Below are 24,845 nucleotides of genomic sequence, written 5' to 3'. Positions count from 1 at the left end.
TCAATGCGCCACAGCTTCGGCCGCGAACAGGAGATCGTGGATCTCCTTCTCCAGCCGGCCGGCGCTGCCGTCTCCATTCGAGACCTTGTCGACGTCGACCACCTCGGCCTTGACCCGGCCGGGATGCGGCGACAGCAGCAGGATGCGGTTGCCGATGCGGATCGCTTCCGCGATCGAATGCGTCACGAACAGCACCGTGAATTTGGTCTCGCTCCAGAGCTGAAGCAGCTCGTCCTGGCAGGTGCGCCGTGTCAGCGCGTCGAGCGCGGCGAACGGCTCGTCCATCAGCAGGATATCGGGCTCCATCGCCATGCCGCGCGCAATCGCGACGCGCTGCTTCATGCCGCCGGACAGCGTGTGCGGATAGGCGTCGACGACGCGGGTGAGGCCGACCTTCTCGATATAGGCCCGTGCGCGGGCCTCGGCGTCCTTGCGCGACAGCTTTCGCGCGGTCAGCAGCGGGAACATCACGTTGGCAAGCACGCTCTTCCAGGGCAGCAGCTGGTCGAACTCCTGAAAGATCATCATGCGGTCCGCGCCCGGACCATGAATCTCGCGATCGTTGATGGTCATGCGGCCCTCGCTCGGCGTCATATAGCCGCCGACGGCCTTGAGCAGGGTCGACTTACCGCAGCCGGACGGCCCGAGCAGCACGAAGCGGTCGGACCTGTCGACCGTGAAGCTGACCCTTTCGGTGGCGGTAACGACGGCGCTGGAGGTCTTGTAGCGCAGCGTCACCCCGTTGACGTCGAGCAGCGCCATCAGTTGCCTTTCAGGTCGTGCGCGACGGGGAGGTAATAGTCGGTCCAGGCCTTGGGCTGCATCTTCAGTGTGCCGGTCTTGAACAGATGGGCTGCGAATTTCATCGTGCCCTGCGGCTCGAGATTCCATTCCATCATGCCGGGCTCCTTGAGGAGATCGAGCAGCTCTTCCACCGAGGTCTTGTCGCCGGTGATCTCCTTGTAGATCTCGACCGCCTGCTTGGTGTCGCTGCGGATCAGATCCTGCGCTTCCTTGGTGGCATCGCGCACCGCCTGGATGATCTTCGGATTGGCGTCGGCGAATTTCGTCGTGGTGAAGAACTGGGCCTGGCTCAGCGGGCCGCCCATTACGTCCGGCGAGTTCAGCACGACATGCGCGCCCGGCACGTTCTTCAGCTCGAGGAAGGTGAAAGGCGGGATCGAGAAGTGGGTGTGGACCTCGTGCTTCGAATTGGACAGCGCCGCATAGGCGTCGGGATGGCCAAGCTGCACGGTGTTGGCGTCCAGCTTCGACCATTGGTCGGCACCGAAGGCCTCGGCGGCCGCGATCTGAAGCACGATCGCCTGGGTCGAGACTTTTACGGTCGGCACCGCGATCTTGTCGCTCGGACCAAGATCCTTGATCGACTTGATGTTGGCATCGCGGCTGATCAGCGTCATCGGCTGCGCCGAGGTCGCGACGATGCCCTTCACGCCGCCGCGGGTGCGGTCCCACAGCAACAGAAGATTGCCGGTGCCGGTGTTGAGGATGTCGACGCCGCCGGCGAGCAGCGCATCGGTCTGCGCGCCGCCGCCGGAAAAGGTCACCCATTTGGTGGTGACGCCGGGTACGCCGAGCGAAGCTGCGTGCTTCTCGATCAGCTTCTGCTTTTCCATGATGTGGCTCGGCATGTAGAAAATGCCGGGCTGGCGCGACAGCGAGATCTCGGATTTCTGCTGCGCATGCGCCGCGGATACCGGCAGGACGGTTGCGGCGATCAGGGCGGCAGCCGCAAGCTTGCTACGAAGATGCTTGATCATTGTTGTGTGTTTCCTCCGGCCAGCGTCGAGCTGCGTTGACCCTGCTGATGCACTAATATATTAGTGCATCAAAGGCAAGCCCGCGGGACCCGACATGGAAGCAACCCATACCGCGCTGCGCGCGGCACGACCCGCCCGGCTCGATCGCGCCCGCCAGGCCGCGCCGCAGGTGTTCGAGCGGCTGCGCAATGCGATCATCGCCCTGGAACTGCCGCCGGGCGCCCCCCTGTCACGCGCCGAGCTCGCCGGCCAGTTCGGCGTCAGCTCGACACCGGTGCGCGATGCGCTGATGCGGCTGGAGGAGGAAGGGCTCGTCGACGTATTTCCGCAGCACGCGACCGTGGTCAGCCGAGTCGACGTCGGCCGCGCCGAGCAGGCCCATTTCCTGCGGCAGGCGCTGGAGCTCGAAATCGTCCGGATGCTCGCGGAACAACATGACCAGGCCCTGGTCATCCGTCTTGACCACGCGATCGCGCTCCAGCAGCAATTCGCCAAGGCCGGGGACTTCGAGAGCTTCATCGCCGCCGACAATGATTTTCACGCCCAGCTCTACGCCGCCGCCGGAAAGCAAGACCTGTGGACGCTGGTGCGCAGCCGCAGCGGGCATATCGACCGGCTGCGCCGGCTGCATCTGCCCTCGCCCGGCAAGGCCCAGAACATCGTCCGCCACCACAAGCTGATCACGCGCGCGATCGAGGCCGGAGAGGCCGATGCCGCGCAACAGCATCTGCGCAAGCACCTGTCGGGCACGCTCAGCGAGCTCGACAAGATCCGGAGCCACCATCCCGAATACCTGACCGATTAGGCCCGCGACACGATCCGGGCGTGCGTCAGGGACCGCATGTGCACGTAAGCATGCATATGACCGACCTCGCCGAAATCGCGCGAGGCGGACAAGGTGTCGGCCGCGAAGTGCTTGCAGGCCGGACGGAAACCGCGCAACAATTTCGCATTTGATGCTTTGATTTGGGGTCGCTGGAACGTCCCATCCGGCCCGGAGGGTTTCAGACGTGGCCAACATCCTGATTGTGGATGACGACCCGGCCGTGCAGATCACGATCCGGCTGATCCTGGAGAGGGCCGGCCATCACGTCACCGCCGCCGGCGACGGCCACACGGGGCTTGCGCTGTTCGAGGCGAGCCGGTTCGACCTCCTGTTCCTCGACATATTCATGCCCGGCATGGACGGACTGGAGACGATGCGCCACATCCGGGTGCTGCAGCCGACCCTTCCGATCATCGTCATTTCCGGCCGCGCCGTCGCGCCAGACGCCTATGCCGAGCCGGACTTTCTGAAGATGGCGACCAAGCTCGGCGCGGTCGCAAGTCTGCAGAAGCCGTTCCGGCCGGACGCCCTGCTCGCCGCTGTCGACGGCTGCCTCACATCCGCGCCGCTAGCCAATGCCGCCTCCGGCAGCCGATGACGGGGCGATCCATGTTGCAGCGTAGCAGGACATTCGGGACCGCTCGCGACGCAGCGCGAAGGCCGAAATGACCCTCGCGACCCGGCTGGCCATCGCAATGATCCTGCTGGTCGCGGCTGCGGTCGCCGCTGTCGGATGGCTGAGCCATTACAGCCTGGAGCAAGCCTTCCTGCCGCGCGTGCTCGACCGTATCGAGGGCCACTCACGGCTCCTGGCCTCGCAACTCGAAGCGCATGTGAACGGCGCCCGCGCCGACGTTGCGACGTTCCGCTCCCGTGCCGCCGCGCGCGGCATGATCGATGCCCATTTCAACGACGGGGTCGATCCGGTCGATCACCTCTCGGAGAAGACCTGGCGCGACCGCTTGCTGACGCGCCTCGTGGCCGACGTCGGCGCCAACCCGGCCTACGCAAAATTCCGTATCATCGGTGCCGACGGCGTCGAGTATCTGCGCGTCGACCGCTCCGGCCCGAACGGAGCGGTGCGAGCAGTTCCCGACGATGCCTTGCAGAACAAGGGCGAGCGCTCCTTCTTCCAGGCGGCGATCAAGCTGGCAGAAGACCAGGTCAGCGTCTCCCCGGTCGAACTGGACGTCGACGACGGCGTGGTTCAGATGCCCTATGTTCCGACCTTGCGCGTCGCGGCGCCCCTGTTTGGGTCCGATCACCGGCTGTTCGGCATCGTCGTCGTCAATGTCGACATGCGCCAGGTGTTCGACCGGATCAGGATATCGATCCGGAACGGTGAAGCGGTCTATGTGGTCGGCCGCAACGGCGATTATCTCGTGCATCCGGATCGCACCCGCGAGTTCGGTTCGCAACTGGGGACACCAACACGCTGGCAGGACGACTTCCCCTATTTCGCAGCCATCACCGGATCGACGCTGGGTGCGACCCAGGTCGTGCCGGGCAGTGACGGCAAGCCGAGCGGCACCGCGATCGCGCCCGCAATCCTGGCCGAGGACCAGTGGGTCGGTGTCATCCGCGTCGTGCCCAACGCCGTCTTCATGGCGCCGGCCGTCACCATCGAGAAATCGACCATCACGATCGGCCTCATCGCGGTGCTGGTCGCCGCCATACTGGCCGTGCTGCTGGCGCGGTCGTTGACCCGGCCGATCGGGCAGCTCACTGCGGCGGTCGAGTGGCTCGGTCGGGACAATTCCATCAGAATTCCAACCGACGCCCCCGGCGAGACCGGTGTGCTGGCGCGGGCATTTGCCCGTCTGATCGATGAAATGCGGGCGAAGACGGCAGCGCTGGAGCATGAGGTCGAAGAGCGGCGGCGCACCGAGGCCGCGCGCGACCAGCTTGCCGTCCGCGAACGCCTGTTCAGCGCGGCCGTCGAATCCTCCGACGATTCGATCGTGATGCAGACGCTCGACGGCATCGTCATCGGCTGGAATGCGGCGGCCGAGCGCCTCTACGGCTATACGGCCGAGGAAGCGGTCGGACAGCCGACCTTGATCCTCCTGCCACCCGATCGCCGCGAAGAGGGCAAGGACTATCTGCGGCGGATTGCGACGGGCGAGCGGATCGAGCACTTCGAAACGGTGCGCCTGCGCAAAGACGGCAGTCCGGTCGAAATCTCGGTGAGCCTGTCACCGATCAGGGACGATTCGGGCGAGATCATCGGCGCGTCCGGCACGGCGCGCCGCCTGACCGATGCGCGACGGACCGAGCGCGCGCTGCAACAGCAGATCGAGGAACGGCGGCAGCTGTTCGACGCCTCGGAAGATCTGATCATGATCATGGATTCGCGGGGCCATATCGTGCAGGTCAGCCCGAGCAGCCAAGCCGTGCTCGGCTACCCGCCGGACGAGATGATCGGCCGCAGCGGCGTCGATTTCATCCATCCCGCGCATCTCGAGCAATCCCGCGAGGAGATGCGCGCGCTGCGGCGCGGCGGGCACCCCAGGCTCGCCGACACCCGCTGCATCCACAAGGACGGACGCGAGGTCTGGCTGTCCTGGCTCGGCAACTGGTCAGATCAGGCCAAACGCTTCTTCTTCGTCGGACGCGACATGACCGAGGCGCGGCGCGCGGAAGAGTCCTTGCGCGAAAGCGAGCTGCTCGCGCGCAATATCGTTGAGACCGCGCTCGACGCCTTCGTCCAGACCGACGAGCGCAGCACCATCCTGAACTGGAGCTCGCGGGCCGAGGAGCTGTTCGGCTGGCGGCGCGACGAAGCGCTGGGCAGGAATGGGGTCGACCTCATCGTCGCCGAGAGCGAGCGGGAGCGGGTCAAGGCCGGCCTCGCGCGCTTCCTCGAGTCCCAGGACGGCCAGACGCTCAACCGCCGCCGCGAGCTCACGGTTCGCCGTCGCGACGGCAAAGAATTCAGGGCCGAGCTGAGCGTCACGGCGCTGAAACGCCGCGAAGGCATTCTGTTCAACGTGTTCTACCGCGACCTCACCGACAAGATCGCGTCCGAGGAGCGCATCCGCCACGCCGACAAGATGGAGGCTGTCGGCCAGCTCACCGGCGGCGTGGCGCACGACTTCAACAACATCCTCACCGTCATCACCGGGACGATCGAGATCCTGGCCGACGCGGTGGCGAAGGAGCCGGAGCTTGCGGCGATCACGAAGATGATCGACGAGGCCGCCGGGCGCGGCGCCGAGCTGACCCAGCACCTGCTCGCCTTCGCGCGCAAGCAGCCGCTGCAGCCACGCGAGGTCGACATCAACGCGCTGATCATCGACACCGCAAAGCTGTTACGCCCGACGCTGGGCGAGCAGATCCAGATCGAATCGGTGTTCGAGGACGAGAGCTGCGTCGCGATCGTCGACCCCAACCAGCTCACCACCGCGATCCTCAACCTCGCGCTCAATGCCCGTGACGCCATGCCCGGCGGCGGCAAGCTGATCGTGGAGACCGGCGCCGCCTATCTCGACGAGGTCTATGCCAGCGTCAACGACGTCAGGCCCGGACACTATGTGCTGATCGCCGTGAGCGACACCGGCACCGGCATTCCTGCGCACATGCTGGCCCGGGTGTTCGATCCGTTCTTCACCTCGAAGGGACCGGGCAAGGGCACCGGGCTCGGGCTTTCGATGGTCTACGGCTTCATCAAGCAGTCCACGGGCCACATCAAGATCTACAGCGAGGAAGGCCACGGTACCACGATCAAGATGTATCTGCCGCCCGGCAAGACGGCCGCGGCCGTGGGCGAAGGCGTGACGCCGTCGACGATCGAGGGCGGACACGAGACGATCCTCGTGGTCGAGGACGACCGGCTGGTGCGCGACTACGTGCTGGCGCAGCTGCATTCGCTCGGCTACGTCACCTTGCAGGCCGCGAACGCCGCGGAGGCGCTCGCGATCGTCGCCACCGGCAAGCCGTTCGACCTGCTGTTCACCGACGTCATCATGCCCGGCAAGTTGAACGGACGGCAGCTTGCCGACGAGGTGTCGAAGACGCGTCCGGACCTCAGGGTGGTCTACACCTCAGGCTATACGGAGAACGCGATCATCCATCACGGCCGGCTGGATTTAGGCGTGCTGCTGCTGGCGAAGCCGTATCGCAAATCCGATCTGGCGCGGATCATCCGCAAGGCGCTGAGCAGTTGAGGAACCGTGTCCCGGACAAGGCGCAGCGTGCAACGCTGCGGCGCAGAGCCGGGACCCAGAACTGTCAGCCGTGAAATTGGAGAGATATGGGCCCCGGCTCAGCAGCGCATCATTGCATGACGCGCTGCGTCCGGAGCACGAGAGGATGGCGAGCGTTACGATGCGCGCTGGGCCGCAGTCATCACGATGCGGATCAGATCGGCGGCGTTGCGCGCCCCGAGCTTCTTCATGATGTTGGCGCGATGGTCCTCGATGGTGCGCGGGCTGATGCCGAGCGTGCGGCCGGCTTCCTTGTTGGACGCACCGGAAGCGAACTGCTCGAGCACCTCGCGTTCGCGCCGCGTCAACGGCTCGCGTCCGGGGAAGTGCAGCGAAGAGAATTTCGGCGATACGCTCTCTGCCTGCCTGCGTGCATAGGCTCCGATCGCCTCGTCCAGCCGGCCGACGATCTCGCTACCGCGGAACGGCTTTTCGATGAAATCGAGCGCGCCGCTCTTGATGGCGCCCACCGCCATCGAGATGTCGCCCTGCCCGGAGATCATGAAGATCGGCGCCGGATAATCTTCGCCCTGCAGTTCGTTCAGAATGTCGAGGCCCGACTTTCCGGGAATGTGCACGTCGAGCAGGATCGCAGCCGGCGTACGGTTCCGCGCGACGGAGAGCAGCGCTGCGCCGTCCGCAAAACAGATCACCTCATAACCCGCCGCCTTCAACACCATCGACAAGGTGTCGCGAACCGCAGGGTCGTCGTCGACCACGAAGATTTCACCACGAGAGGTTTGCTCGGCCATGTGCCACATCCAGTTGGCATTACGGACTCGCGTCCGCGCCAACCGTTATGGCGTTCGGCGCGGATTCGGCCCACCCGTATTTGTACGGGACATAGACTTAACGCACAAGTAGCGGCATTGCGCCTAATTGCAGGAGACGGAGAATATCCATGCTAAATTTGGCCGATACGCCGCCGCTGGTCGCGACATCCGAGGCCGACAGCCAACGATTGATCGCCGCAGACCTTCGCTTGCTGATCGCACAGATCGAGACCAGTATGCGCCGGATCGCCGCAGCCATGGATCAAGAACACAGCAACGATCCGGAAGGTTCCGCCGACGTCTTCATACTCGACGACGTCACGCCGCGTTATGCCACCGCGAACGCCGCTCTCAACGCCTGCCGGGCAGGCCTCGGCCACGCCCTGCAATACCTGTCTGAATCCGGCAATCCGGCTTGAATTGCGACCGACGCGGCGCAGTGCCCGCGTCCGATCGCATGGCAGCTCCGCGCCTCAGGCGCGGTGCCGTTCCACGATCGCGTCGGTGGCGACGCCACCCCAGGTGTGGATCGCCGGCAGCCCCATTGCGGTCTTGCCGAGATTGGCGAGGCTGATGCGCAGCGCCGCGAGATCGAGCGGCTTCGGCAGGCCCTGGAGCTGAATCCCGACGGAACGGGCGAAGCTGCGGGCGGCGCTGCGGCGCTTGCCGTCCATACCGCTGATGACGATCACATGGCCTGCGAATTTCGCCGCCGCCATCTCGCGCAGCACGTCGATGCCGTCGCCATCCTCCAGCACGAGATCGAGCGTCACGCAGTCGAAGCGGGCGGCGCGGAGCTTCTCGATCGCCTCGGCGACGGACGGCGCCACCGTGACTTCATGGCCGGCCTGCTTTGCGGCGACCGTGATCAGGCTGCGCTGCGTGGCGTCGTCGTCGACCACCAGGAGCTGAAGCGCACGCCGCTCGGCGACGTCGGGCAGATTTGACGGGATGGGGGAGAGGGAACTTCGGGGCATTGCCGTATCCTGAGATTGAGACGGGCAATTGCTACACGGCTCGCGCTTAGGCCACGTAAAGCCGGTGCGGCGAATTCGTCCGGATGTTTTAGCAAATATGAACCAACGTCTCGGAAAGCGGCGACGGGGCGCGCGGGACGAGGCCTATTTGGCGATCACGCTGCCTCGTCACGGCCGCCGGCGGCGCCGCGCTTCTTGCGGTTCTTGCCGCGCAGGAACTGGATGTCCATTTCGGCGCCGTTGACGCGCACCAGCTCGCAACGGCGATAGGCGAGCCCGGTCGACGACAGCAGCAGGAAGAATTCCTTCAGGTTCAATCCCTGGATCGAGCCGTCCACCGTGAGGATGGCGTCGGTGTCGGAAATCGCATTGAGCTTGCAGTCGCGCCGCCACGTGCCATCGATCGCCATGATGCAGACATCATAGCCACGACTGAACGTGACGCGCTCCGCGCCCTTGCCATCCTCTGCCATGCCTATCGTCCCGCCAACACCGCCATGCGCGGCGGCGCGGCGCCGGCGAGAGCCGGTTTGGTTGCCGCTGCACGCGGATCGTTCGGCTTGTAGAGGCCGCGACGATCCGGGATCGGCCTGAACGTGTCGGTCAGTCCGACCACGGTTTCGGCTGCACCCAGCACCAGGAAGCCGTCTCCCTCGATCTGGCGGGCGAGGCGGTTGAAGATGTTGATCTTGGTGTCCTGGTCGAAATAGATCAGCACGTTGCGGCAGAAGATGACGTCGAAGGTGCCGAGCTGGGCAAAATCATGCAGCAGGTTGAGCTGCCGGTGCTGGATCATCGCGCGCAGCTCGGGATTGATCTGCCACGTCTCCCCGGTCTGCTTGAAATATTTCATCAGCATCTGGATCGGCAGGCCGCGCTGCACCTCGAACTGGCTGTAGATGCCGGCCTTGGCCTTCTCGAGCACCTCCTGCGACAGGTCGGTCGCGATGATCTCGACGCGCCAGCCGGTCAGGGCCGCGCCCATCTCCTTCAGGCACATCGCGAGCGAATAGGGCTCCTGCCCGGTCGAGCCGGCGGCGCACCAGATGCGCACGCTCCGTCGGCCGGCGCGCGCCTTGATGACCTCAGGCATGATGGTGTCGCGGAAATGATCGAACGGGACCTTGTCGCGGAAGAAGAAGGTCTCGTTGGTGGTCATGGCTTCGACCACGCTGGTGACGAGCGCGCTCGAGCCGCCCTGCAGCTTCTGCACGAGCTCGCCGATCCCGGAGAGCCCGGCCTTGCGGGCGAGCGGCAACAACCGGCTTTCGATCAGATATTGCTTGTCTGCGGACAGGTCGAGTCCGGAATGATCCCTCAGGAACTTACGCAGATACTCATACTCGGTCGGGGTCACGGATAGCCTCTCGGAAGCTGTACTGGGGACACTCTGGCTGAAACGCTCGGGCCAGATACTCAGACCATGGCTTGTCCGACCGGGATCAAGCCGACTTCAGCGAATTTGTCGGCGATGATGTCTTTATCGAAGGGCTTCATAATGTACTCGTTGGCGCCGCCGCTGAGCGCCTGGGCGATATGAGCCACGTTGTTCTCGGTGGTGCAGAACACCACCTTCGGCTGGTCGCCGCCGGGCAGGCGGCGCATGTGGCCCATGAACTCGAAGCCGTCCATCACGGGCATGTTCCAGTCGAGCAGCACCGCATCGGGCAGCTGCCGCTGGCAGATCTCCAGCGCCTTCGAGCCGTCCTCGGCCTCGGTGACTTCGAATTCCAGGCCTTCCAGGATCCGGCGCGCGATCTTTCGCACGACGCTGGAATCATCGACCACCAAACATGTCTTCATTTTGGTTCTCCGGCTTCGATGTTTCGGTTAGCTCAGGCAGCCATTTGTACTTCGGTTTTAAGCTCGAGGACGCGATCGACGTCGAGGACGACCATGAGCTGCCCGTCGAGGCGGTGGACGCCGCCGGCGAGCTTGGCCATGCGGGGATCGAGGTTGACGGGGTTTTCTTCCTTGTTGTCCTCGGCGAGCCGCAGCACCTCGCCGATCTGGTCGATCAGGAGGCCGTAGGATTCACCGCGCAGGTCGACGCCGACCGCCATCGGGGTCTTGCCGTCCTCGGGCTTGGGCAGGCCGAGCCGGGCACGCATGTCGACCACGGTGACGATGCGGCCGCGCAGGTTCAGCACGCCCGCGATCTCGCGCGAGGACAAGGGAACGCGGGTGACGCGCTCGGGCATGAACACGTCCTGCACGCGGGAGATCGGCAGGCCGAACAGCTGGCCGCCGATCATCGCGGTGACGTATTCGACCATGGCGCCTTCGCCGATCTGCGTCTTCTTGTTGCTCATAGCGGTATCTCCTGATCCCCAGTGCCGTTACGCCGCTGCCCGGCTCAGCTCGGAGGCGCCGGCGGCGCCCGCGGTCTGTTCCTTCAGCGCCGCGATCAGACCGGGACGGTCGAACTTGGCGACATAGTCGTGGAAGCCGGCCTGACGGCCGCGCTCGATCGCCGCCGGCGACACCAGCGCGGACAGGCCGATGATCGGCATCGCGCCCAGATTGGTGTCGGAGCGGATCACTTCGGCGAACTCGAACCCGTTCATGTCGGGCATCTCGATGTCGGTCAGGACCACGTCGAAGCTCTGCGCACGCAGCGCAGCCAGGCCCTCCTGCGCAGTCGGCGCGGTGCGGACGCGGTAGCCGGCCGCCTTCAGCACGGGTGCCAGCATGTTGCGGAAGAAGGCCGAGTCGTCGACCAGCAGCACCGACTGCGAGTGCTGCGACGGCTTCATCTCCTTGCGGGTGAACCAGTCGGCGAACGCCATCGGCAGGAAGTGGCCGACGTCGATCACCTCGGTGGCCTGGCCCTTGATCACGGCCGAACCGAGAATGCCGGAGGCGGAGCCGCCGACCTCGATGTTGAGCCGTTCCTCGACGATGTCGATGATCTCGTCGACGACGAGGCCCATGGAGCGGCCGTCATCCGCAAACACCAGAATCGGCTGGGCGCCCTGGCTCGCAATGGTGACGCTCTCCATGGCGACCAGCGGCATCAGCTGCTCGCGGTACTGCACCATGTAGCGGCCGTTGCTGAACTCGATCTTGTCGGCCGGGAGCTCTTCCAGGCGGGTGACGAGCCCGAGCGGGACCGCCTTGGGCTGGCTGGAGCCGGCGCGGAACACCAGCAGCGAGGTGGTCTGCTCGCCACTTCCGATGTGATGGGCGCCGTTCTCGTCGCCCATGTCATGGGCCGAGGAGCCGGCGGCGCCGAGCGCCTTGGCAATGCCGTTGGGATCGATGATCATGATAACAGCGCCATCGCCCAGAATGGTGTTGCCGGAGAACATGTCGATGTGACGCAGCTTCGTCGACATCGGCTTCACCACGATCTCTTCGGTGTGGAACACGCCGTCGACCACGATGCCGAAGGTCTGGCTGCCGACCTGGGTCACCACGATAAAACCGTTCTCGGGATCGCTGGCCGCGCCGTCGTCGATCTTGAGCAGCTTCTTGAGGTGGATCAGCGGCAAGAGCTTGTTGCGCAACCTGAGCACCGCGGTGTCCTTGATGCGCTCGATGCGGTGCTCGCTGTTGGCGCGGGCACGGACAAGCTCGACGACCGAGAGCTGCGGGATTGCAAAACGGTCGCCGGCGGCCTCGACGATCAGCGCCGAGACGATGGCCAAGGTCAGCGGGATCTTGATGGTGACGGAGGAGCCCTCGCCGGCCACCGACTTGATGTCGATGGTGCCGCCGATCTGGTCGATATTGGTGCGCACCACGTCCATGCCGACGCCGCGGCCGGAGACCGAGGTGATCGCAGCTGCGGTCGAGAAGCCCGGCGCGAAGATGAACTTGTGGATCTGGGCTTCGCTCATCTTCTCGAGCTCGGCCTCGGTGACGAGACCGGAGGAGATCGCCTTGGCCTTGATCCTCTCGGTGTTGAGGCCGCGGCCGTTGTCGGCGATGCAGATGATGATGTGGCCGCCCTCGTGATAGGCGGACAGGCGGATGGTGCCCTGCTCGCCCTTGCCGGACGCGAGCCGCTCGGCGGGGGTCTCCAGGCCGTGGTCGGCGGAGTTGCGCACCATGTGGGTGAGCGGGTCCTTGATCAGGTCGAGCACCTGGCGGTCGAGCTCGGTGTCGGCGCCGTGCATCTCCAGCTCGATCTGCTTGCCGAGTTCGCTCGAGAGATCGCGGACGATGCGGGGCAGCTTCTGCCAGGCATTGCCGATCGGCTGCATGCGCGTCTTCATGACGCCTTCCTGCAGCTCGGCGGTGACGTTGGACAGGCGCTGCAACGGCACCTTGAACTCGGTGTCCTCGTTGCGGCGGGAGATCTCCAGCAGCTGGTTGCGGGTCAGGACCAGCTCGGAGACCATGGTCATCAGATGCTCCAGCGTATCCACGTTGACGCGGATCGACTGGTTGGCGATGCTGGCGCCTTCGCCTGCATTCTCGTCGGCCGTCGACTTCTTCGGCGCGGCCTTTTCCTTGGCGGGCTTCGCAGCTTCCTTGGCGGCGAGCGCCGGAGCTTCAGCAGCCGGCGCGGGCTCGGCCTTGGCGACAGGAGCCGGCGCTTCGATCGCGGTCTCGCGGAAGGCGCGCTCGAGCTCGTCGAGCGAGACTTCGCCCGGACGTAAGGGGCGCTCCAGGGTCTGGTCGATCAGCGTGCCCTCGGTCATTTCTTTTTCTTTCGACGGTGCAACCTTTGCTTCGACGGGAGTGGGAGCTTCCGGGACGAGCGGCGGTGCATCAGCAACAGCACCTGCGGCCATCGCGGCCATGCCCTGCTCGACCATCGCTTCCAGCTTGTCGATGAGATCGCGGTCGTTGCCTTCGGGCTCGGCTTCGGTCGCCTCGAGGCCGGCGAGGATCTCCTTGATGCGGTCGATCGAGGACAGGATCACCGTCACCGCGCCGGCCGTCACCGGCATGCCGTCGCGGAATTTGCTCATCAGGGTCTCGCCGGCATGCGCCAGCGCTTCAAGCCGCGGCAGTCCGAGGAAGCCGCACGTGCCCTTGATGGTGTGGACCAGGCGGAAGATGTTATCCAGGATCTTGGCGTTATTCGGCTCCTGCTCGAACTTCACCAACTGATTGTCGACGGTGTCCAGGCTCTCGCTGGTCTCCGTCAAAAACTCCCGCAACAGATCATCCATGAGCTACGCCTTACTGAGCCGGACTTCGACGCCTGGGCCGCACCTGGAGTTCGGCGGAGGTCCGCGCCTGGATCGTTAGACAACCCCTTTCACGGTCCCGTTAATTTCAGCCTCCGTGCTAATACGGATATTGAAGACAAGTTTGCGCTTCGAGGCCTGCGATAGCGTCTTGCGACAAAAGCGGCGCCGCATCTCACGCGACAGACGCGATAGGTAAACGCTCCGATAACAACACTGCGACGTATGCGAAAAATCCTGCTCGCGAAGGACGATATGCACGGGCCGCGCGAATTGAATCAAATCACGCGCAATCAGAATCGCTCACACCGCCGCCCGCTGCTCGCCTGCTCAATCCGCAACAGCTGCGCTTGCGGTAAACGGACGCTTATTTCGCGGCCGCCGCGATTGCTACCGCGCTAACCCAATTGCGGAGACAGCACGATGCTCCGCGAGACAATCCTCGATGGCCGCGAATAGCGCATCCGGTCTAAACGGCTTGCGAAGGCAACGCGCAGCGCCGAGCTCCGGCGCCATCCGGAGGAAGTCGGGTGCGGGCGCGTTCAAATTTGCGAAGGCGTAGCCGGACATCGCAATCAGCGGAATGGCCGGCGCGTGCTCGTGGAAGATCCGGATCGACTCGAACCTCGCGTGTGCGGCATGAAGATGTCGATCATCATCAGATCGACCTGTTCGTTCTCGAGAGCGCGGAGGCGGCTTCTCCTCCGTCGGCAATCGTCACCCGGAAATGATTCCGCTGCAGATAGATCTCGATGGCCATGCACACCATCGGGTCGTCGTCGACGAGAGTATGGTGCAGGTCTGCCGTCCCCGTTTGAGTTTCCCGTTTCGGCGATTCAAACGTCAAACCGTGGGGCACGCCGTTCTCCTCTGGCTGGTCGAAACATTGATGCAAGCGTCAACGGTCCTGTCGGGAAATCAGGGGCAAGGGGTGCGACAGTCGCGGCGTTGCGAAGCCGCGCGGACCAGTCCCGGATGGATAGAAAATGCGCGCTTGAGGGGAAGCCGCAGGTGTCGGTCGGGTCCGATGACGGCGCAGATGCGATCCTAGCGGCTCATGATGGCCCCCTTGCCGCTTTTTCCTGCCGCCCGGCGCAAGACGGACGCCCCTAATTAACGCGCGAATCAGCGTGCGTTTCTCAATTTCCGCCGCAAATGCCGCAGCCTGTCTGCCCCCCAACGGGTATATGGACGGCCACACAACCTTTACAATATGTTTTGGTCGCCGTGCAACTGAATGACGCACAGGGCGCGGCGGCCGATCGTCCTAATGAACGCGCCGGATTGACCTGCATGACCGCGAGCGGCCACCCGTCCAACCAGTTGCTGCAAATGCTCGGCGTGGCGGATTTCGATCTGCTGCGCCCCCATCTCGCGACAGTCGAAATGGTCAGGGAATCTGTCTTGGCCGAGGCAGGCGCCGCGCTGCGACATGTCTACTTCCCGCACGGCGGGTCCGTTTCGATCACGGTGGGTCTCTCCGAGGGACAGATGATCGAGGTCGCGATGCTGGGCCGCGACAGCGCCGTCGGCGCCGGCGCCGCGCTTGCCGACGGCATCGCTCCGACGGATGCCGCTGTGCTCTTCCCCGGGACTGCGTCCGTGCTCGAAATCGCGGCCTTCCGGGCGGTGGCGGCCGCAAGCGCGCAGTTTCGCGGCCTGATGATCCGCCACGAGCAGGCGCTGCTCGCGCATGCGCAGCAATCGGTGCTGTGCAATACGGTGCACCCGGTCGAAGCGCGGCTGGCGCGCTGGCTCCTGCGTGCCCGCGACCTGTCCGACAGCAAGTTCCTTCCGCTGACACAGGAGACGCTGGCGCAGATGATGGGCGTACGGCGCAACGCGATTTCCCTCGTCGCAAATGCGCTCCAGCGCGCCGGCATCATTCACTACACCCGCGGCCAGATCGAGATCGTCGACGAGCGCGCATTGGAGACGAGGTCCTGCGACTGCTATGCGGCGGTGAAGGGCTGCCACGCCCGCCTGCTGGGAGCCCCGCGATGAAGATAGCCCGGCGCAACCGGCCTGCTGCATGCCGGTGTGCACACAGTGCAGCGGGGGCGCCATCGCAACCGGACATCTTGTCCCAATTGCCAATATATCCCGACGAGAACATGATCAAACTTATCCGTACAGCGAGCAGCCCATTCGCTTCGAGTTCGGGGGCTGACGAGACGGAGGCAGTCTTGGAAACGATGGCGCGCCCATCCAACGGTTTCCTGTCCGCACTGTCGGCGGAGGATTACGAATTGATCCGCCCGCATTTGCGCATGATCGATCTGCCGCACGAAGCGATCCTGGTGGAGACCGGCGAGACGCTCAAGCGCGCCTACTTTCCCCACCGCGGCGTCATCTCGCTGGTGGTGAAACTCGCCAAGGGCGAGCATGTGCAGGTCGCCATGGTCGGCCGCGACAGCCTGCTCGGAACGCTCTCGACCATGGGCGATGCCTGCGCGCTGAACACGGCAATCGTGCTGGTCCCCGGTGCCGCCTCCGTGATGGACCTCGACCGGCTGCGCGACGCGGCCGACCAGAGCAGCACCTTGCGGACGCTGCTCACCCGTCACGGGCTGGCCGTCTACGCACAGGTCCAGCAGACCGCGGGCTGCAACGCCGCCCATCCGGTGGAGTCGCGGCTGTCGCGTTGCCTGCTGCACACCCATGACCTGTCGGGCGATTACCGGCTGCTGCTGACCCAGGAGGCGATGGCGCAGATGATCGGGGCGCGCCGCAACAGCGTGTCGCTGGTCGCCAATACGTTGCAGCACGCCAATTTCATCCACTACAGCCGCGGGCACATCCAGATCCTCAACCTGGACGGCCTGCGCCAGACGGCGTGCGAATGCTACGCCACCGTGAAGGCCCAGTACGACCGGCTGCTCGGCCCGCGCTGACCGGCGCCTTGGTAAACCGGCGGCTAACGCCGGCCTGCAAACACGGATCGTCCTGCTACCGGAACTGAAATTCGGATGCCCTAGACACGGGGCATGCCTCGCGCCGTACAGGCCGCGCGGCAGACGAACCGTGACCAGGACGGGCCAAAGCCATGTTTGAAGTGACCGCCGCGCCGATGCCAAAAGCGCTCGATGCTGCGCCCGCGCGCGAGCCGGGTGCGTACGAAGCGCTGGTGCGGGAGATCGGCGAGGACGGGGCCTGTGAAGTCCGTGACGTGTTCTGGAGCGAGACCTGCGCGCGTCTGCAGCTGTTCCGCACGCTCTCGCTCGCGCGGCACCTCGCCAGGATCACCCGCGAAGCGCATTCGCTGAAGAGCGCGGCCGGAACGTTCGGCTATGTCAGGCTTGCGGCGCTGGCGCTGCGGCTGGAGCAGACCGCGGAGACGCTTGGCGAGGCCGAATTCCACGGTCTCCTCGACCTGATGGATGCCGCCTACGCCGCCGCGCGCGCGCAGGAGCCGCAGGGCTAGAGCCATTTTCGTTTCGATGAATCGGAGCGGGGCTTGCGCAAACCGTATCCACTTCGCTCGAAAACGCTCTGACGAAAACCGCGCCAGGCCCGCCGTACTTCTACGGTTTGGGATTTTCACAGATGGCTAATCATAGGTGGCGATAGTCGCCGGAAACCAGGAGGGTTTCCATGTTCACCTATGAGACTGCGGATCAGAAAGAGGTCCGTCGCTTCCGCATCGCACAGTTCAACGGCAGGACGGCGACGGTGAAGGCTGGCGAGGCGACGGTGACTGGTTTCGTTCGCTCGGTGCTGGAGCAGGAATCGAGCATGCCGCCGCGCTGGACCATCACGATCATTCCGAGCGCGCCGAAGGAAGAGCCCAAGTCGCTGCGGCCGCCGTCGCGGGTACGCCCTTTCGCCGAGGATTATCTCTGAACCCATCGGGTCCCCAGGCCATTCTCAGGCTTGATCGCCCGCCTGGCGGCGCAGGACAGAACCTCAATCGATCGAATGCAGCAGCGCCGCACGGACGAGGTCCGCGGTGTTGCGCGCGCCGAGCTTGCGCATCGCCTCGGCGCGATGGCTCTCGAACGTGCGCGGGCTGATCTGCATCCGCAGCGCGCCCTGCTTGTTCGAGTAGCCCTCGCTGATCAGCCTCAGCACCTCGCGTTCGCGCTTGGTCAGCCGCTTCTGGCCCGACAGGCCCAGCAACTCGGTGCTCGGCACACGCTGCGCTTGCTGTGCGCGGGCGGCGTTCAATTCGGCGCCCTCGGTCCTGGACTGGATCGGCAGGGCATCCCTATGAGGGCCGGCAAGCTGCTTGACCACGCCGCAAACACGTTCGGTCTGCGCCAGCGCATTCTCCACCACGCGCTGCAAATAGGCCCGATCGGCCGTAACCGGCGCGAGCTGGTCGCTGTGGTGCTTGATCTCGCCCATGTAGAGCAGGAGCGCGGTCAGGGGGCCGTTGAGCTCGCGGGCGATGGCGCTGGCCATCTCGTCGGCGGCCTTGGCGCGGACCGCGTTCAGGCGGGCGAAATCGAGCTCTTCGGTCGGAGCAGAGCTGCTTTCGAACCATTCCGACGGCCGCGAATCGGTGGCCGTATCGTTCTGTGACCCCATGTGACTCGTTTAGCGGAACCGAGGCCGGTCTGTGGTTAACTTTTTGCTCCGTAAGACTACGGTAATTTTGGCAGTTTTGTGCTGAAATACCGGCGCAGGCACAATTTATGCTTGAGTACCCACGCAATCGACCACGCGTAGGTTGAGGTTTCGCCCAAAACTTGAGCAGGCGACGAAATGCCTCCTTAACCAACGCTCCCCAGCGGGCGCCCGCGCCTCCCGGTTTTTACGGATAAATTAACAATGACTTGCTTCTCTTGGTCACGATTGAGAGCGCGCAAATGCCTCCACGCATGAGGCCGGTAGGCCTGCGGGAAACGCTGCGGAAGATTGCGTGCCATGAACGAGATCGATCGGCTGTCCGAGTTCTTGCAGAGGCTGACGCCGCTCTCGCGCAGCTGTCTGCTCAGCGAGCTCGAGCGGCTCGAACTGTGCGGCATCGACATGCCGGGCTCGTCCGACATCCAGGCGAAGTTGCGCGCCGAGTTCCGCAAGGACGGATCGACCCAGGCACGCGCCACCAGTCCCTCGCGCTATTTCTTCGCGCCGCTCGAACTGCTCCTGATCGACGGCGCACCCGAGCATGCCAATGCGGGGCGGATTTCACGTAACACGCTCACGCCGATCTGGGAGTGGATCTGCCGCGACCTGCTGCCGACCATGGCGCGCGACTACATCAAGGCGATCAACGACCAGGTCACCGCCAACAACCCGAAGGAAGTGCTGAAAACCGCGTCGATCTTCCAGACCAAGGTCCTCAAGGTCCTCGAGAACACCCTCGCATCGGCGGAAAGCACCGAGTTCGCACGCGCCAAGCTCACGCAATACACGGCCTCGCGCACCGCCTTCGACGACGTGAGGAAAATGCAGCAGGTGCTGCGCGCCGGCGACGCGCTGCCGAAGTTCAACGAAAAGCTGCCTGAGAAGATCGCGAAATTCGACGACGGCCAGGTTGCCCAGATCACTGCGCAACTCGATGTCTTCAAGAAGTCCCACCCGGACGCGCTGCCCTTTGCGCTGGCGCTGGTGGCGAGGCGGCTGAAGACGTCCTGGGAGCTGGTGCGCCTTGCCACCAGGATCGCCGCGAGCAAGAGCGTGGCCGACGTCGCCGCCACGCCCTATGCCTGCGTCGTTCCCATGGTGCTCGACCGGCTCGACGACAAGCGGCTCGCCCTGCGGGTCGCGCTCAAGCACAACCGCGTGCTGGTCGCCCGCGACCTGCTCGCCGACATCTACGACACCGAATATGCGCTCAAGGTCCGCATCGACGGCATCGAGGGTTGCGAATGGGGTATCCGGCTCCAGCAATTGATGGATGCGATCGCGGCGCTGGTGTCCGCCGAGGTGAGCCGCTTCCCCTCCAATGTCGGCCACATTCTCGGCTCGCGCCGGCTGCGCAGCCACGACACGCTCGGTGGCAAGCTGTCCTATCTGGCCTGGAAGGGACGCGACGCCGTGCAGGACGGCGCGGCGGCGTTTCGCAAATTGATTGGGCAGACCTGATACTGCGGCGCGGCTACTCCGCCCGCGGCAGGCACAGGAAGCGATCGGTAAATCGTCCTGACAGAACGAATCTGAACCACCAATACATCAATCGCCGCGTCGTCATTGCTGTAATCCTCGACAGCCCACCACCGGCTGCGCACAGCAATAGCGCAGGTGCAGCAAGACACATGTGATGTGCTTCACATTTGCGCCGCCGCAGCCGGCCACGTTGTCGCAGAACTGTCACGCGTAAACCATGGAACATGCGCGCATCGCGTGAAAATGAACTCTCCCATCGCTGCCATCGTGTCGATCCTGCGATGCACCGCAAGAGCGACGGGAAGGAGGTTGCGATGAGATCGAACCGGCGGACATCGACGATGGCGGCATTGCACGCGCGCGCCAGCGCCGCGCGAAACGCGAGCGGTTCGTAGCGCGTTGAACGAGCTGAATGCGCAGCTCGACAAGCACGGATTCTACAAGGCGTTTCCCGTCCTGAGTCGCGGTCGCGAGCTGGTACTGCATGACCCGGCACGCCACGGCCACAAGCAATTGAGGCGTCCATTATTCAATTGGGCGAAGTGCGCGCGACCTCGTCCGATTACAGGACAGCGCGCGTGTCCGCAGCCAAGCCGCGTCTTGCAAAAATTGCGCGGGATTGCCGCACGCTCGCGCGCGACGCGCGGGCAGACGTAAAAACTTCTGGAAGAAGATCCAGACAATTTTAGACGTGATGCGGGCTTTAACGTTACCCAGATAATTCAACAATCGACTGAAGCTCTCCATATTTGAAACTGCTCCCATCGCTAACACCTGTCGCGGAACGGGAGTGGTTTGCGATGAACGATGAACTTGTTGAGCTCGCCGGACGGAGGCCTAAAACCTTCGGACGGCGAAAGGTAACGCCGCGCGCATGCGTCGCCGACGGCAAGCGCCATCTGCGCGCATTCCTCGCCGAGGTGCTGGAGGATCTTGGTTTCGTCACCAGCGAATGCGCCAGCGCGGACGAGCTGCAGACCGTGCTGACCCGCGAGTTGCCGGACCTGATCCTGCTCGGCATCGCCGCCGACGGCATCGAGCCCGGCACGTTTCTGGAGACACTGGTGCGCGAGGCCTTCGACGGCAAGGTTCTCGCCGTCGGCGCCCGCGAGTCCATCATCGTCAGGGCTGTGCAGCAGGTCGGCGAGGAGTATGGCCTCGCGATGCTGCCGCCACTGACCACGCCCTTTGCCGCCGAGACGCTGCGCGAGCGCGTCGCGATGCTGCTGCCGGACGAGCCGGCGCCGAGCCCGGCCGTGTATGTCGGCGAGGCGCTGCATGCCGGCTGGCTCGAGCTCTGGTACCAGCCCAAGATCGACGCGCGCACCTTGGTCCGCAGCGGCGCCGAGGCGCTGGTGCGGATGCGGCATCCGACCTGGGGCGTGGTGCCGCCCGCCTACTTCATCCCCGAAGAGCACGATCCGCATTTGCGCGAGCTCTCGGAGTTCGTGATCGAGCGCGCCTTGCAGGACTGGCACTATCTCCTGGAGCAGCAGAGCCCGGTCGATCTCTCGATCAACCTGCCGACGTCGTATCTGAAGGAGCCGCAGGCGGTGCGCGATCTCTGCCGCCGCATGCCGACGCATCCGGCCTTCGGCGGGCTGACGATCGAGATCGACAGCGAGGAGGCGATCCGCGATCTCGAATTCCTCGTCGAGGTCGCCCGCGAGGTGCGCCTGCACAATATCGGCCTGTCGATCGACAATCTTGGCGCCAACTGGCCGTCACTGATGGATCTGGACAAGATTCCCTTCATCAAGCTGAAGGCCGATCGGCACTTCGTCACCGGCAGCGGCAGCGATCGGCTGAAGCGCACGGTGTGCCGTCACATCGTCGAGCTCGCGCACGCCTACGGCGCGCGCACCGTGGCCGAAGGCGTCGAGAGCCGCGCCGACCTCGTCGCCGCCAACGAGCTCGGCTTCGACCTCGTGCAGGGTTTTCTGTTCGGCAAGCCGATGCCGCTGAAGAAGTTTGCCCGGAGTGCGCTGACGCGGACGGTGATGGGGCAGGCGTGAGGCACAGGCCTCACGCCAACCGCCGCGCGAAGAAGAAGACGCACACGACCACGAGCGCGATCGCTGCGATCACCCCCATGAAGGACAGAGCTTTCCTAGCGACAGACCCACGCGCCATTGACCAGCACGCGGGCGCACGTTGGTGCCGCGACAGCGGCGCCTACGGCCGCTCCACCGACTACGGCGCGGCGCGTCGTTCGCCGCGCGACGCCGGCGACACTCACTGGGGTCGCTGGTCGCCCTACGCGGGCCTGTGCGCTCTGAACCGAGAATGAAAGACCATCCTCCTCCGACCACTGCACCGAGCCCATGGCTGCGCAGGCAATAACGGCGCCGGCTAGCCAAAATTTGGTTCCGTGTCGCATGACGTGCTCCTTCCCTTGCTTTCTGCGGATTTCTGTCAGTCGCGTGAGGATGCCGATCACCGTCCCATCAGCGAAACGAGCAGACCAGCCAGGCGGATGCTGTCACTGTGATCGCGAAACAGGGCACGCGATGCACCGGGGAGATAACTCTCCCATCCAGTGCGGCACTGCGTGCAAGAACAGACGTTGATCTAGATCAACGTTGGCAGTCGCATAACGACCGCGCCAAGGTGTGGTCGCGAGCCAATGACCAGATGGAAGCGCGTTCGATCAAGGTCATCAACTTCAGACCCTGGTCGGGAACTGCGATCACCGCCTCAGGCATATCGCCGCGCGAAGAACACGCAGACGACGACGAGTGCGGTCGCGGCGATCATGCTCCATGCGACCGGCTCGTGCAGCAGGAAGCCGGCAAGCGCGAGGCCGAAGAACGGCTGGAGCTGCTGCAATTGACCGACGCGGGCAATGCCGCCGACCGCAAGGCCCCGGTACCAGAAGATGAAGCCGACGAACATGCTGAAGACGGAGACGTAGGCGAGCCCGATCCAGGCGGGCACGCCGACGCCGCTCCACGTCGACGGCCATGTCAGGATCGCGACCGACACCATCAGCGGCAGCGCGAGCAGCAGCGCCCAGGAGATCACCTGCCAGCCGCCGAGGCGGCGCGACAGCGCCGCGCCTTCGGCATAACCGAGCCCGCACAGCACGATGGCGGCGACCATCAGGAGATCGCCGGTGACTGATGCCGAGCCGTCGTTGGACAAAGCAAAGCCTGCCACCGTGGTGCTGCCGAGGACAGCGAACAGCCAGAACAGCGGCTGCGGTCGCTCGCCACCGCGCAGCACCGCGAAGATCGCCGTCGACAGCGGCAAGAGCCCGATGAAGACGATCGAATGCGCGGAGGTGATGTGCTGGAGCGCGAGCGCCGTCAGCAGGGGGAAGCCGACCACGACGCCGATGGAGACGATGGTGAGCGAGACGAGATCCTTCCGCTGCGGCCGCGCCTGGCGGAGCAGGAAGAGCACGGCCATACCGATCAGGGCCGCGATGACCGCGCGGGCGGACGTCAGGAACAGCGCGGAGAAACCACCGACCGCCACGCGCGTCGCCGGCAAGGAGCCGCTGAAGATGATGACGCCGAGAAGCCCGTTGCCCCAGCCACTGCCTGTAGATTGCATGTCCGTCTCGCTTTTTGGGTCACGATCATCGGCCGTCGCCGGTGGCGAAACCAGCAACAATCCAGTACAATCCGGCAGAACTGTATGGATATGGAAGGTAATACACCTTGGGCGGCGAGCTACAAACGAAGGGACGGGGCGGGACGCGGACCAGCGACGTGATGGGCGCGATCCGCGCCAAGGTCGCCGCCCGCGCGCTCAGTGCCGGCGACCGCCTGCCGTCGATCCGCAGCCTTGCCGCGACAATGGGTGTTTCGCCGTCCACCGTCGTCGAAGCCTATGATCGGCTGGCCGCCGATGGCCTGATCCGCGCCCGGCGCGGCTCGGGCTTCTATGTCTCATCGGCCGTCACCCCGCCGCTGGCGCTGACCGAAGTCGAGCCCCGCCGCGACCGGGAAGTTGATCCGTTCTGGGTTTCCCGACAATCGCTCGACACGGATGATGGCGTGCCAAAACCCGGCTGCGGCTGGCTGCCGCCGGAGTGGATGCCGGAGGCGGCGTTGCGCCGCGCCACCCGCGCGCTTGCCCGCACCGACGCGAGCGTTTTGACCAACTACGGCAGCACGAGCGGCTCCCCTGCCCTGCGCCGGCTGCTGCTCGCGCGCCTCGCCGAAGACGCGATCGAGGCCTCGATCAACCAGTTGATGCTGACCGGTTCAGGCACGCAGGCGACCGACCTGATCTGCCGCTTCCTGCTCCGTCCCGGCGACACCGTGCTGGTCGACGATCCCTGCTACTTCAATTTTCGCGCGCTGCTGCGAGCGCATCAGGCGAAGATCGTCAGCGTGCCCTACACGCCGTCGGGCCCCGATGTCGCGCGCTTCGAGCAGATCCTCGCGGCTGAGCGGCCGCGGCTCTACATCACCAATTCAGCGCTGCACAATCCGACCGGCGCGACGATCTCGCTTCAGACCGCGCACCGGCTTCTGACTGCGGCCACGACGCACGACCTCACCATCATCGAGGACGACATCTTCGGCGACTTCGAACCGGAGCGCTCGCCGCGCCTTGCCGCGCTCGACGGATTGAACCGCGTGATCCGCATCGGCAGCTTCTCCAAGACGCTGTCGGCCTCGGTGCGCTGCGGCTACATCGCAGGGCGAGCCGACTGGATCGAGCACCTCGTCGACCTCCAGGTCGCGACCAGTTTTGGCGGCCCGAGCCCGGTGGCGACCGAAATCATCGCAAGGGTCCTGGCCGGCGGCAGCTATCGCAAGCACATGGACGAGCTCAGGCAGAAGCTCACGCGCACGCGCCGCGACGTCGCGCGAAAACTTCAGGCGCTGGGCATCGAGCCCTGGCTGATGCCGCGCGGTGGCTTCTTCCTCTGGTGCCGCCTCGCGGGCGGACAGGATGCCACCGCCGTCGCGCGCGCCGCGCTCGAGGAGGATGTGGTGCTCGCACCGGGCAACGTCTTCAGCGTATCGCAGACGGCATCGGACTTCCTGCGCTTCAACGTGGCGCATATGAGCGATCCGCGAATGTGGGACGTGCTGCGGCGGGCGCTGAAGGCCAAATGATCAGCGC

Annotated in this window: 22 protein-coding genes and 1 pseudogene; 11 read left to right on the top strand and 12 right to left on the bottom strand. The window is 64.9% G+C overall.

The window, feature by feature from the left end; translation table 11 throughout:
• Positions 1-762 carry an ABC transporter ATP-binding protein gene (locus AB7245_RS02485; RefSeq protein ID WP_063980471.1) on the bottom strand — a complete coding sequence of 254 codons (762 nt, stop codon included), beginning with the start codon at positions 760-762 and terminating at the stop codon, positions 1-3.
• Positions 762-1,781, bottom strand: coding sequence for an ABC transporter substrate-binding protein (locus AB7245_RS02480; RefSeq protein WP_063980470.1), 1,020 nt, complete (start codon positions 1,779-1,781; stop codon positions 762-764). The genes AB7245_RS02485 and AB7245_RS02480 overlap by 1 nt, the downstream gene beginning before the upstream one ends.
• Positions 1,782-1,875: 94 nt before the next feature.
• Here AB7245_RS02480 and AB7245_RS02475 point away from each other — a divergent pair, with 94 nt between their 5' ends.
• The 3 genes from AB7245_RS02475 (at position 1,876) to AB7245_RS02465 (ending at position 6,773) form a co-directional block, all read left to right on the top strand.
• Positions 1,876-2,586, top strand: a complete 711-nt coding sequence (locus AB7245_RS02475; protein WP_063980469.1) for a GntR family transcriptional regulator — start codon at positions 1,876-1,878, stop codon at positions 2,584-2,586.
• A gap of 205 nt (positions 2,587-2,791) precedes the next feature.
• Complete coding sequence (locus AB7245_RS02470; protein WP_063980468.1) at positions 2,792-3,205, top strand: response regulator; 414 nt, start codon at positions 2,792-2,794, stop codon at positions 3,203-3,205.
• Positions 3,206-3,272: 67 nt separating this feature from the next.
• A complete protein-coding gene (locus tag AB7245_RS02465; RefSeq protein WP_063980467.1) occupies positions 3,273-6,773 on the top strand; it encodes a PAS domain S-box protein in 3,501 nt (1,166 codons plus the stop codon).
• A 155-nt stretch (positions 6,774-6,928) separates the two neighbouring features.
• Here the strand turns inward: AB7245_RS02465 and AB7245_RS02460 are convergent, their stop codons facing one another.
• Entirely contained in the window at positions 6,929-7,564 is a 636-nt protein-coding gene (locus AB7245_RS02460) for a response regulator transcription factor (RefSeq protein ID WP_063980466.1), read from the bottom strand.
• 149 nt (positions 7,565-7,713) lie between these two features.
• Between AB7245_RS02460 and AB7245_RS02455 the strand changes: the two genes are divergently transcribed.
• Complete coding sequence (locus tag AB7245_RS02455) at positions 7,714-8,004, top strand: hypothetical protein (protein WP_063980465.1); 291 nt, start codon at positions 7,714-7,716, stop codon at positions 8,002-8,004.
• A 54-nt stretch (positions 8,005-8,058) separates the two neighbouring features.
• Here the strand turns inward: AB7245_RS02455 and AB7245_RS02450 are convergent, their stop codons facing one another.
• The 7 genes and pseudogenes from AB7245_RS02450 to AB7245_RS02420 form a co-directional block, all read right to left on the bottom strand.
• Complete coding sequence (locus AB7245_RS02450; protein ID WP_063980464.1) at positions 8,059-8,562, bottom strand: response regulator; 504 nt, start codon at positions 8,560-8,562, stop codon at positions 8,059-8,061.
• Between the two features lie 155 nt (positions 8,563-8,717).
• The gene (locus tag AB7245_RS02445; RefSeq protein WP_014490546.1) at positions 8,718-9,035 is read right to left on the bottom strand and encodes a hypothetical protein; all 318 of its coding nucleotides are present in this window, start codon (positions 9,033-9,035) and stop codon (positions 8,718-8,720) included.
• Positions 9,036-9,037: 2 nt separating this feature from the next.
• Positions 9,038-9,919, bottom strand: coding sequence for a CheR family methyltransferase (locus AB7245_RS02440; RefSeq protein WP_071908599.1), 882 nt, complete (start codon positions 9,917-9,919; stop codon positions 9,038-9,040).
• Between the two features lie 59 nt (positions 9,920-9,978).
• Positions 9,979-10,365: a response regulator gene (locus AB7245_RS02435; protein WP_018321619.1), complete on the bottom strand. Its 387-nt coding sequence runs from the start codon at positions 10,363-10,365 to the stop codon at positions 9,979-9,981.
• Positions 10,366-10,397: 32 nt separating this feature from the next.
• Positions 10,398-10,874: a chemotaxis protein CheW gene (locus tag AB7245_RS02430; protein ID WP_231143772.1), complete on the bottom strand. Its 477-nt coding sequence runs from the start codon at positions 10,872-10,874 to the stop codon at positions 10,398-10,400.
• A 27-nt stretch (positions 10,875-10,901) separates the two neighbouring features.
• The gene (locus AB7245_RS02425; protein ID WP_231143771.1) at positions 10,902-13,688 is read right to left on the bottom strand and encodes a hybrid sensor histidine kinase/response regulator; all 2,787 of its coding nucleotides are present in this window, start codon (positions 13,686-13,688) and stop codon (positions 10,902-10,904) included.
• A gap of 408 nt (positions 13,689-14,096) precedes the next feature.
• Positions 14,097-14,565: pseudogene (locus tag AB7245_RS02420) on the bottom strand (response regulator).
• A gap of 434 nt (positions 14,566-14,999) precedes the next feature.
• Between AB7245_RS02420 and AB7245_RS02415 the strand changes: the two are divergent.
• The 4 genes from AB7245_RS02415 (at position 15,000) to AB7245_RS02400 (ending at position 17,549) form a co-directional block, all read left to right on the top strand.
• Positions 15,000-15,710, top strand: coding sequence for a Crp/Fnr family transcriptional regulator (locus AB7245_RS02415; RefSeq protein WP_063980461.1), 711 nt, complete (start codon positions 15,000-15,002; stop codon positions 15,708-15,710).
• Positions 15,711-15,901: 191 nt separating this feature from the next.
• Positions 15,902-16,600: a Crp/Fnr family transcriptional regulator gene (locus tag AB7245_RS02410; protein ID WP_038943206.1), complete on the top strand. Its 699-nt coding sequence runs from the start codon at positions 15,902-15,904 to the stop codon at positions 16,598-16,600.
• A gap of 152 nt (positions 16,601-16,752) precedes the next feature.
• Positions 16,753-17,130 (top strand): Hpt domain-containing protein, encoded by a 378-nt coding sequence (locus AB7245_RS02405; protein WP_063980460.1) that lies wholly within the window; start codon positions 16,753-16,755, stop codon positions 17,128-17,130.
• Positions 17,131-17,300: 170 nt separating this feature from the next.
• Entirely contained in the window at positions 17,301-17,549 is a 249-nt protein-coding gene (locus tag AB7245_RS02400; protein WP_063980459.1) for a hypothetical protein, read from the top strand.
• Between the two features lie 63 nt (positions 17,550-17,612).
• On the opposite strand, the gene AB7245_RS02395 is transcribed toward AB7245_RS02400, so the two are convergent.
• Positions 17,613-18,236 (bottom strand): helix-turn-helix domain-containing protein, encoded by a 624-nt coding sequence (locus tag AB7245_RS02395; RefSeq protein WP_063980458.1) that lies wholly within the window; start codon positions 18,234-18,236, stop codon positions 17,613-17,615.
• Positions 18,237-18,575: 339 nt separating this feature from the next.
• Between AB7245_RS02395 and AB7245_RS02390 the strand changes: the two genes are divergently transcribed.
• A complete protein-coding gene (locus AB7245_RS02390; RefSeq protein WP_063980457.1) occupies positions 18,576-19,739 on the top strand; it encodes a hypothetical protein in 1,164 nt (387 codons plus the stop codon).
• An 821-nt stretch (positions 19,740-20,560) separates the two neighbouring features.
• Positions 20,561-21,775: an EAL domain-containing response regulator gene (locus AB7245_RS02385; RefSeq protein WP_063980456.1), complete on the top strand. Its 1,215-nt coding sequence runs from the start codon at positions 20,561-20,563 to the stop codon at positions 21,773-21,775.
• A gap of 682 nt (positions 21,776-22,457) precedes the next feature.
• On the opposite strand, the gene AB7245_RS02380 is transcribed toward AB7245_RS02385, so the two are convergent.
• Complete coding sequence (locus tag AB7245_RS02380; RefSeq protein WP_063980455.1) at positions 22,458-23,318, bottom strand: DMT family transporter; 861 nt, start codon at positions 23,316-23,318, stop codon at positions 22,458-22,460.
• Positions 23,319-23,479: 161 nt separating this feature from the next.
• Between AB7245_RS02380 and AB7245_RS02375 the strand changes: the two genes are divergently transcribed.
• Complete coding sequence (locus AB7245_RS02375; RefSeq protein ID WP_063986000.1) at positions 23,480-24,838, top strand: PLP-dependent aminotransferase family protein; 1,359 nt, start codon at positions 23,480-23,482, stop codon at positions 24,836-24,838.
• The last annotated feature ends 7 nt before the right edge of the window (positions 24,839-24,845 follow it).

It is taken from the genome of Bradyrhizobium sp. 604_D8_N2_3 (genome assembly GCF_051810765.1).
Lineage (GTDB): Bacteria > Pseudomonadota > Alphaproteobacteria > Rhizobiales > Xanthobacteraceae > Bradyrhizobium > Bradyrhizobium barranii.
The sequence above is the reverse complement of the archived record's forward strand: the minus strand, read 5'-3'. Positions and strand labels throughout refer to the sequence as shown.

Bases quoted from the DNA above. Each gene is read 5' to 3' on its own strand.
- AB7245_RS02485 (WP_063980471.1), bottom strand. From the start codon at position 762: ATGGCGCTGCTCGACGTCAACGGGGTGACGCTGCGCTACAAGACCTCC.
- AB7245_RS02480 (WP_063980470.1), bottom strand. From the start codon at position 1,781: ATGATCAAGCATCTTCGTAGCAAGCTTGCGGCTGCCGCCCTGATCGCC.
- AB7245_RS02475 (WP_063980469.1), top strand. From the start codon at position 1,876: ATGGAAGCAACCCATACCGCGCTGCGCGCGGCACGACCCGCCCGGCTC.
- AB7245_RS02465 (WP_063980467.1), top strand. From the start codon at position 3,273: ATGACCCTCGCGACCCGGCTGGCCATCGCAATGATCCTGCTGGTCGCG.
- AB7245_RS02460 (WP_063980466.1), bottom strand. From the start codon at position 7,564: ATGGCCGAGCAAACCTCTCGTGGTGAAATCTTCGTGGTCGACGACGAC.
- AB7245_RS02455 (WP_063980465.1), top strand. From the start codon at position 7,714: ATGCTAAATTTGGCCGATACGCCGCCGCTGGTCGCGACATCCGAGGCC.
- AB7245_RS02450 (WP_063980464.1), bottom strand. From the start codon at position 8,562: ATGCCCCGAAGTTCCCTCTCCCCCATCCCGTCAAATCTGCCCGACGTC.
- AB7245_RS02445 (WP_014490546.1), bottom strand. From the start codon at position 9,035: ATGGCAGAGGATGGCAAGGGCGCGGAGCGCGTCACGTTCAGTCGTGGC.
- AB7245_RS02435 (WP_018321619.1), bottom strand. From the start codon at position 10,365: ATGAAGACATGTTTGGTGGTCGATGATTCCAGCGTCGTGCGAAAGATC.
- AB7245_RS02430 (WP_231143772.1), bottom strand. From the start codon at position 10,874: ATGAGCAACAAGAAGACGCAGATCGGCGAAGGCGCCATGGTCGAATAC.
- AB7245_RS02425 (WP_231143771.1), bottom strand. From the start codon at position 13,688: ATGGATGATCTGTTGCGGGAGTTTTTGACGGAGACCAGCGAGAGCCTG.
- AB7245_RS02415 (WP_063980461.1), top strand. From the start codon at position 15,000: ATGACCGCGAGCGGCCACCCGTCCAACCAGTTGCTGCAAATGCTCGGC.
- AB7245_RS02410 (WP_038943206.1), top strand. From the start codon at position 15,902: ATGGCGCGCCCATCCAACGGTTTCCTGTCCGCACTGTCGGCGGAGGAT.
- AB7245_RS02405 (WP_063980460.1), top strand. From the start codon at position 16,753: ATGTTTGAAGTGACCGCCGCGCCGATGCCAAAAGCGCTCGATGCTGCG.
- AB7245_RS02400 (WP_063980459.1), top strand. From the start codon at position 17,301: ATGTTCACCTATGAGACTGCGGATCAGAAAGAGGTCCGTCGCTTCCGC.
- AB7245_RS02395 (WP_063980458.1), bottom strand. From the start codon at position 18,236: ATGGGGTCACAGAACGATACGGCCACCGATTCGCGGCCGTCGGAATGG.
- AB7245_RS02390 (WP_063980457.1), top strand. From the start codon at position 18,576: ATGAACGAGATCGATCGGCTGTCCGAGTTCTTGCAGAGGCTGACGCCG.
- AB7245_RS02385 (WP_063980456.1), top strand. From the start codon at position 20,561: ATGAACGATGAACTTGTTGAGCTCGCCGGACGGAGGCCTAAAACCTTC.
- AB7245_RS02380 (WP_063980455.1), bottom strand. From the start codon at position 23,318: ATGCAATCTACAGGCAGTGGCTGGGGCAACGGGCTTCTCGGCGTCATC.
- AB7245_RS02375 (WP_063986000.1), top strand. From the start codon at position 23,480: ATGGGCGCGATCCGCGCCAAGGTCGCCGCCCGCGCGCTCAGTGCCGGC.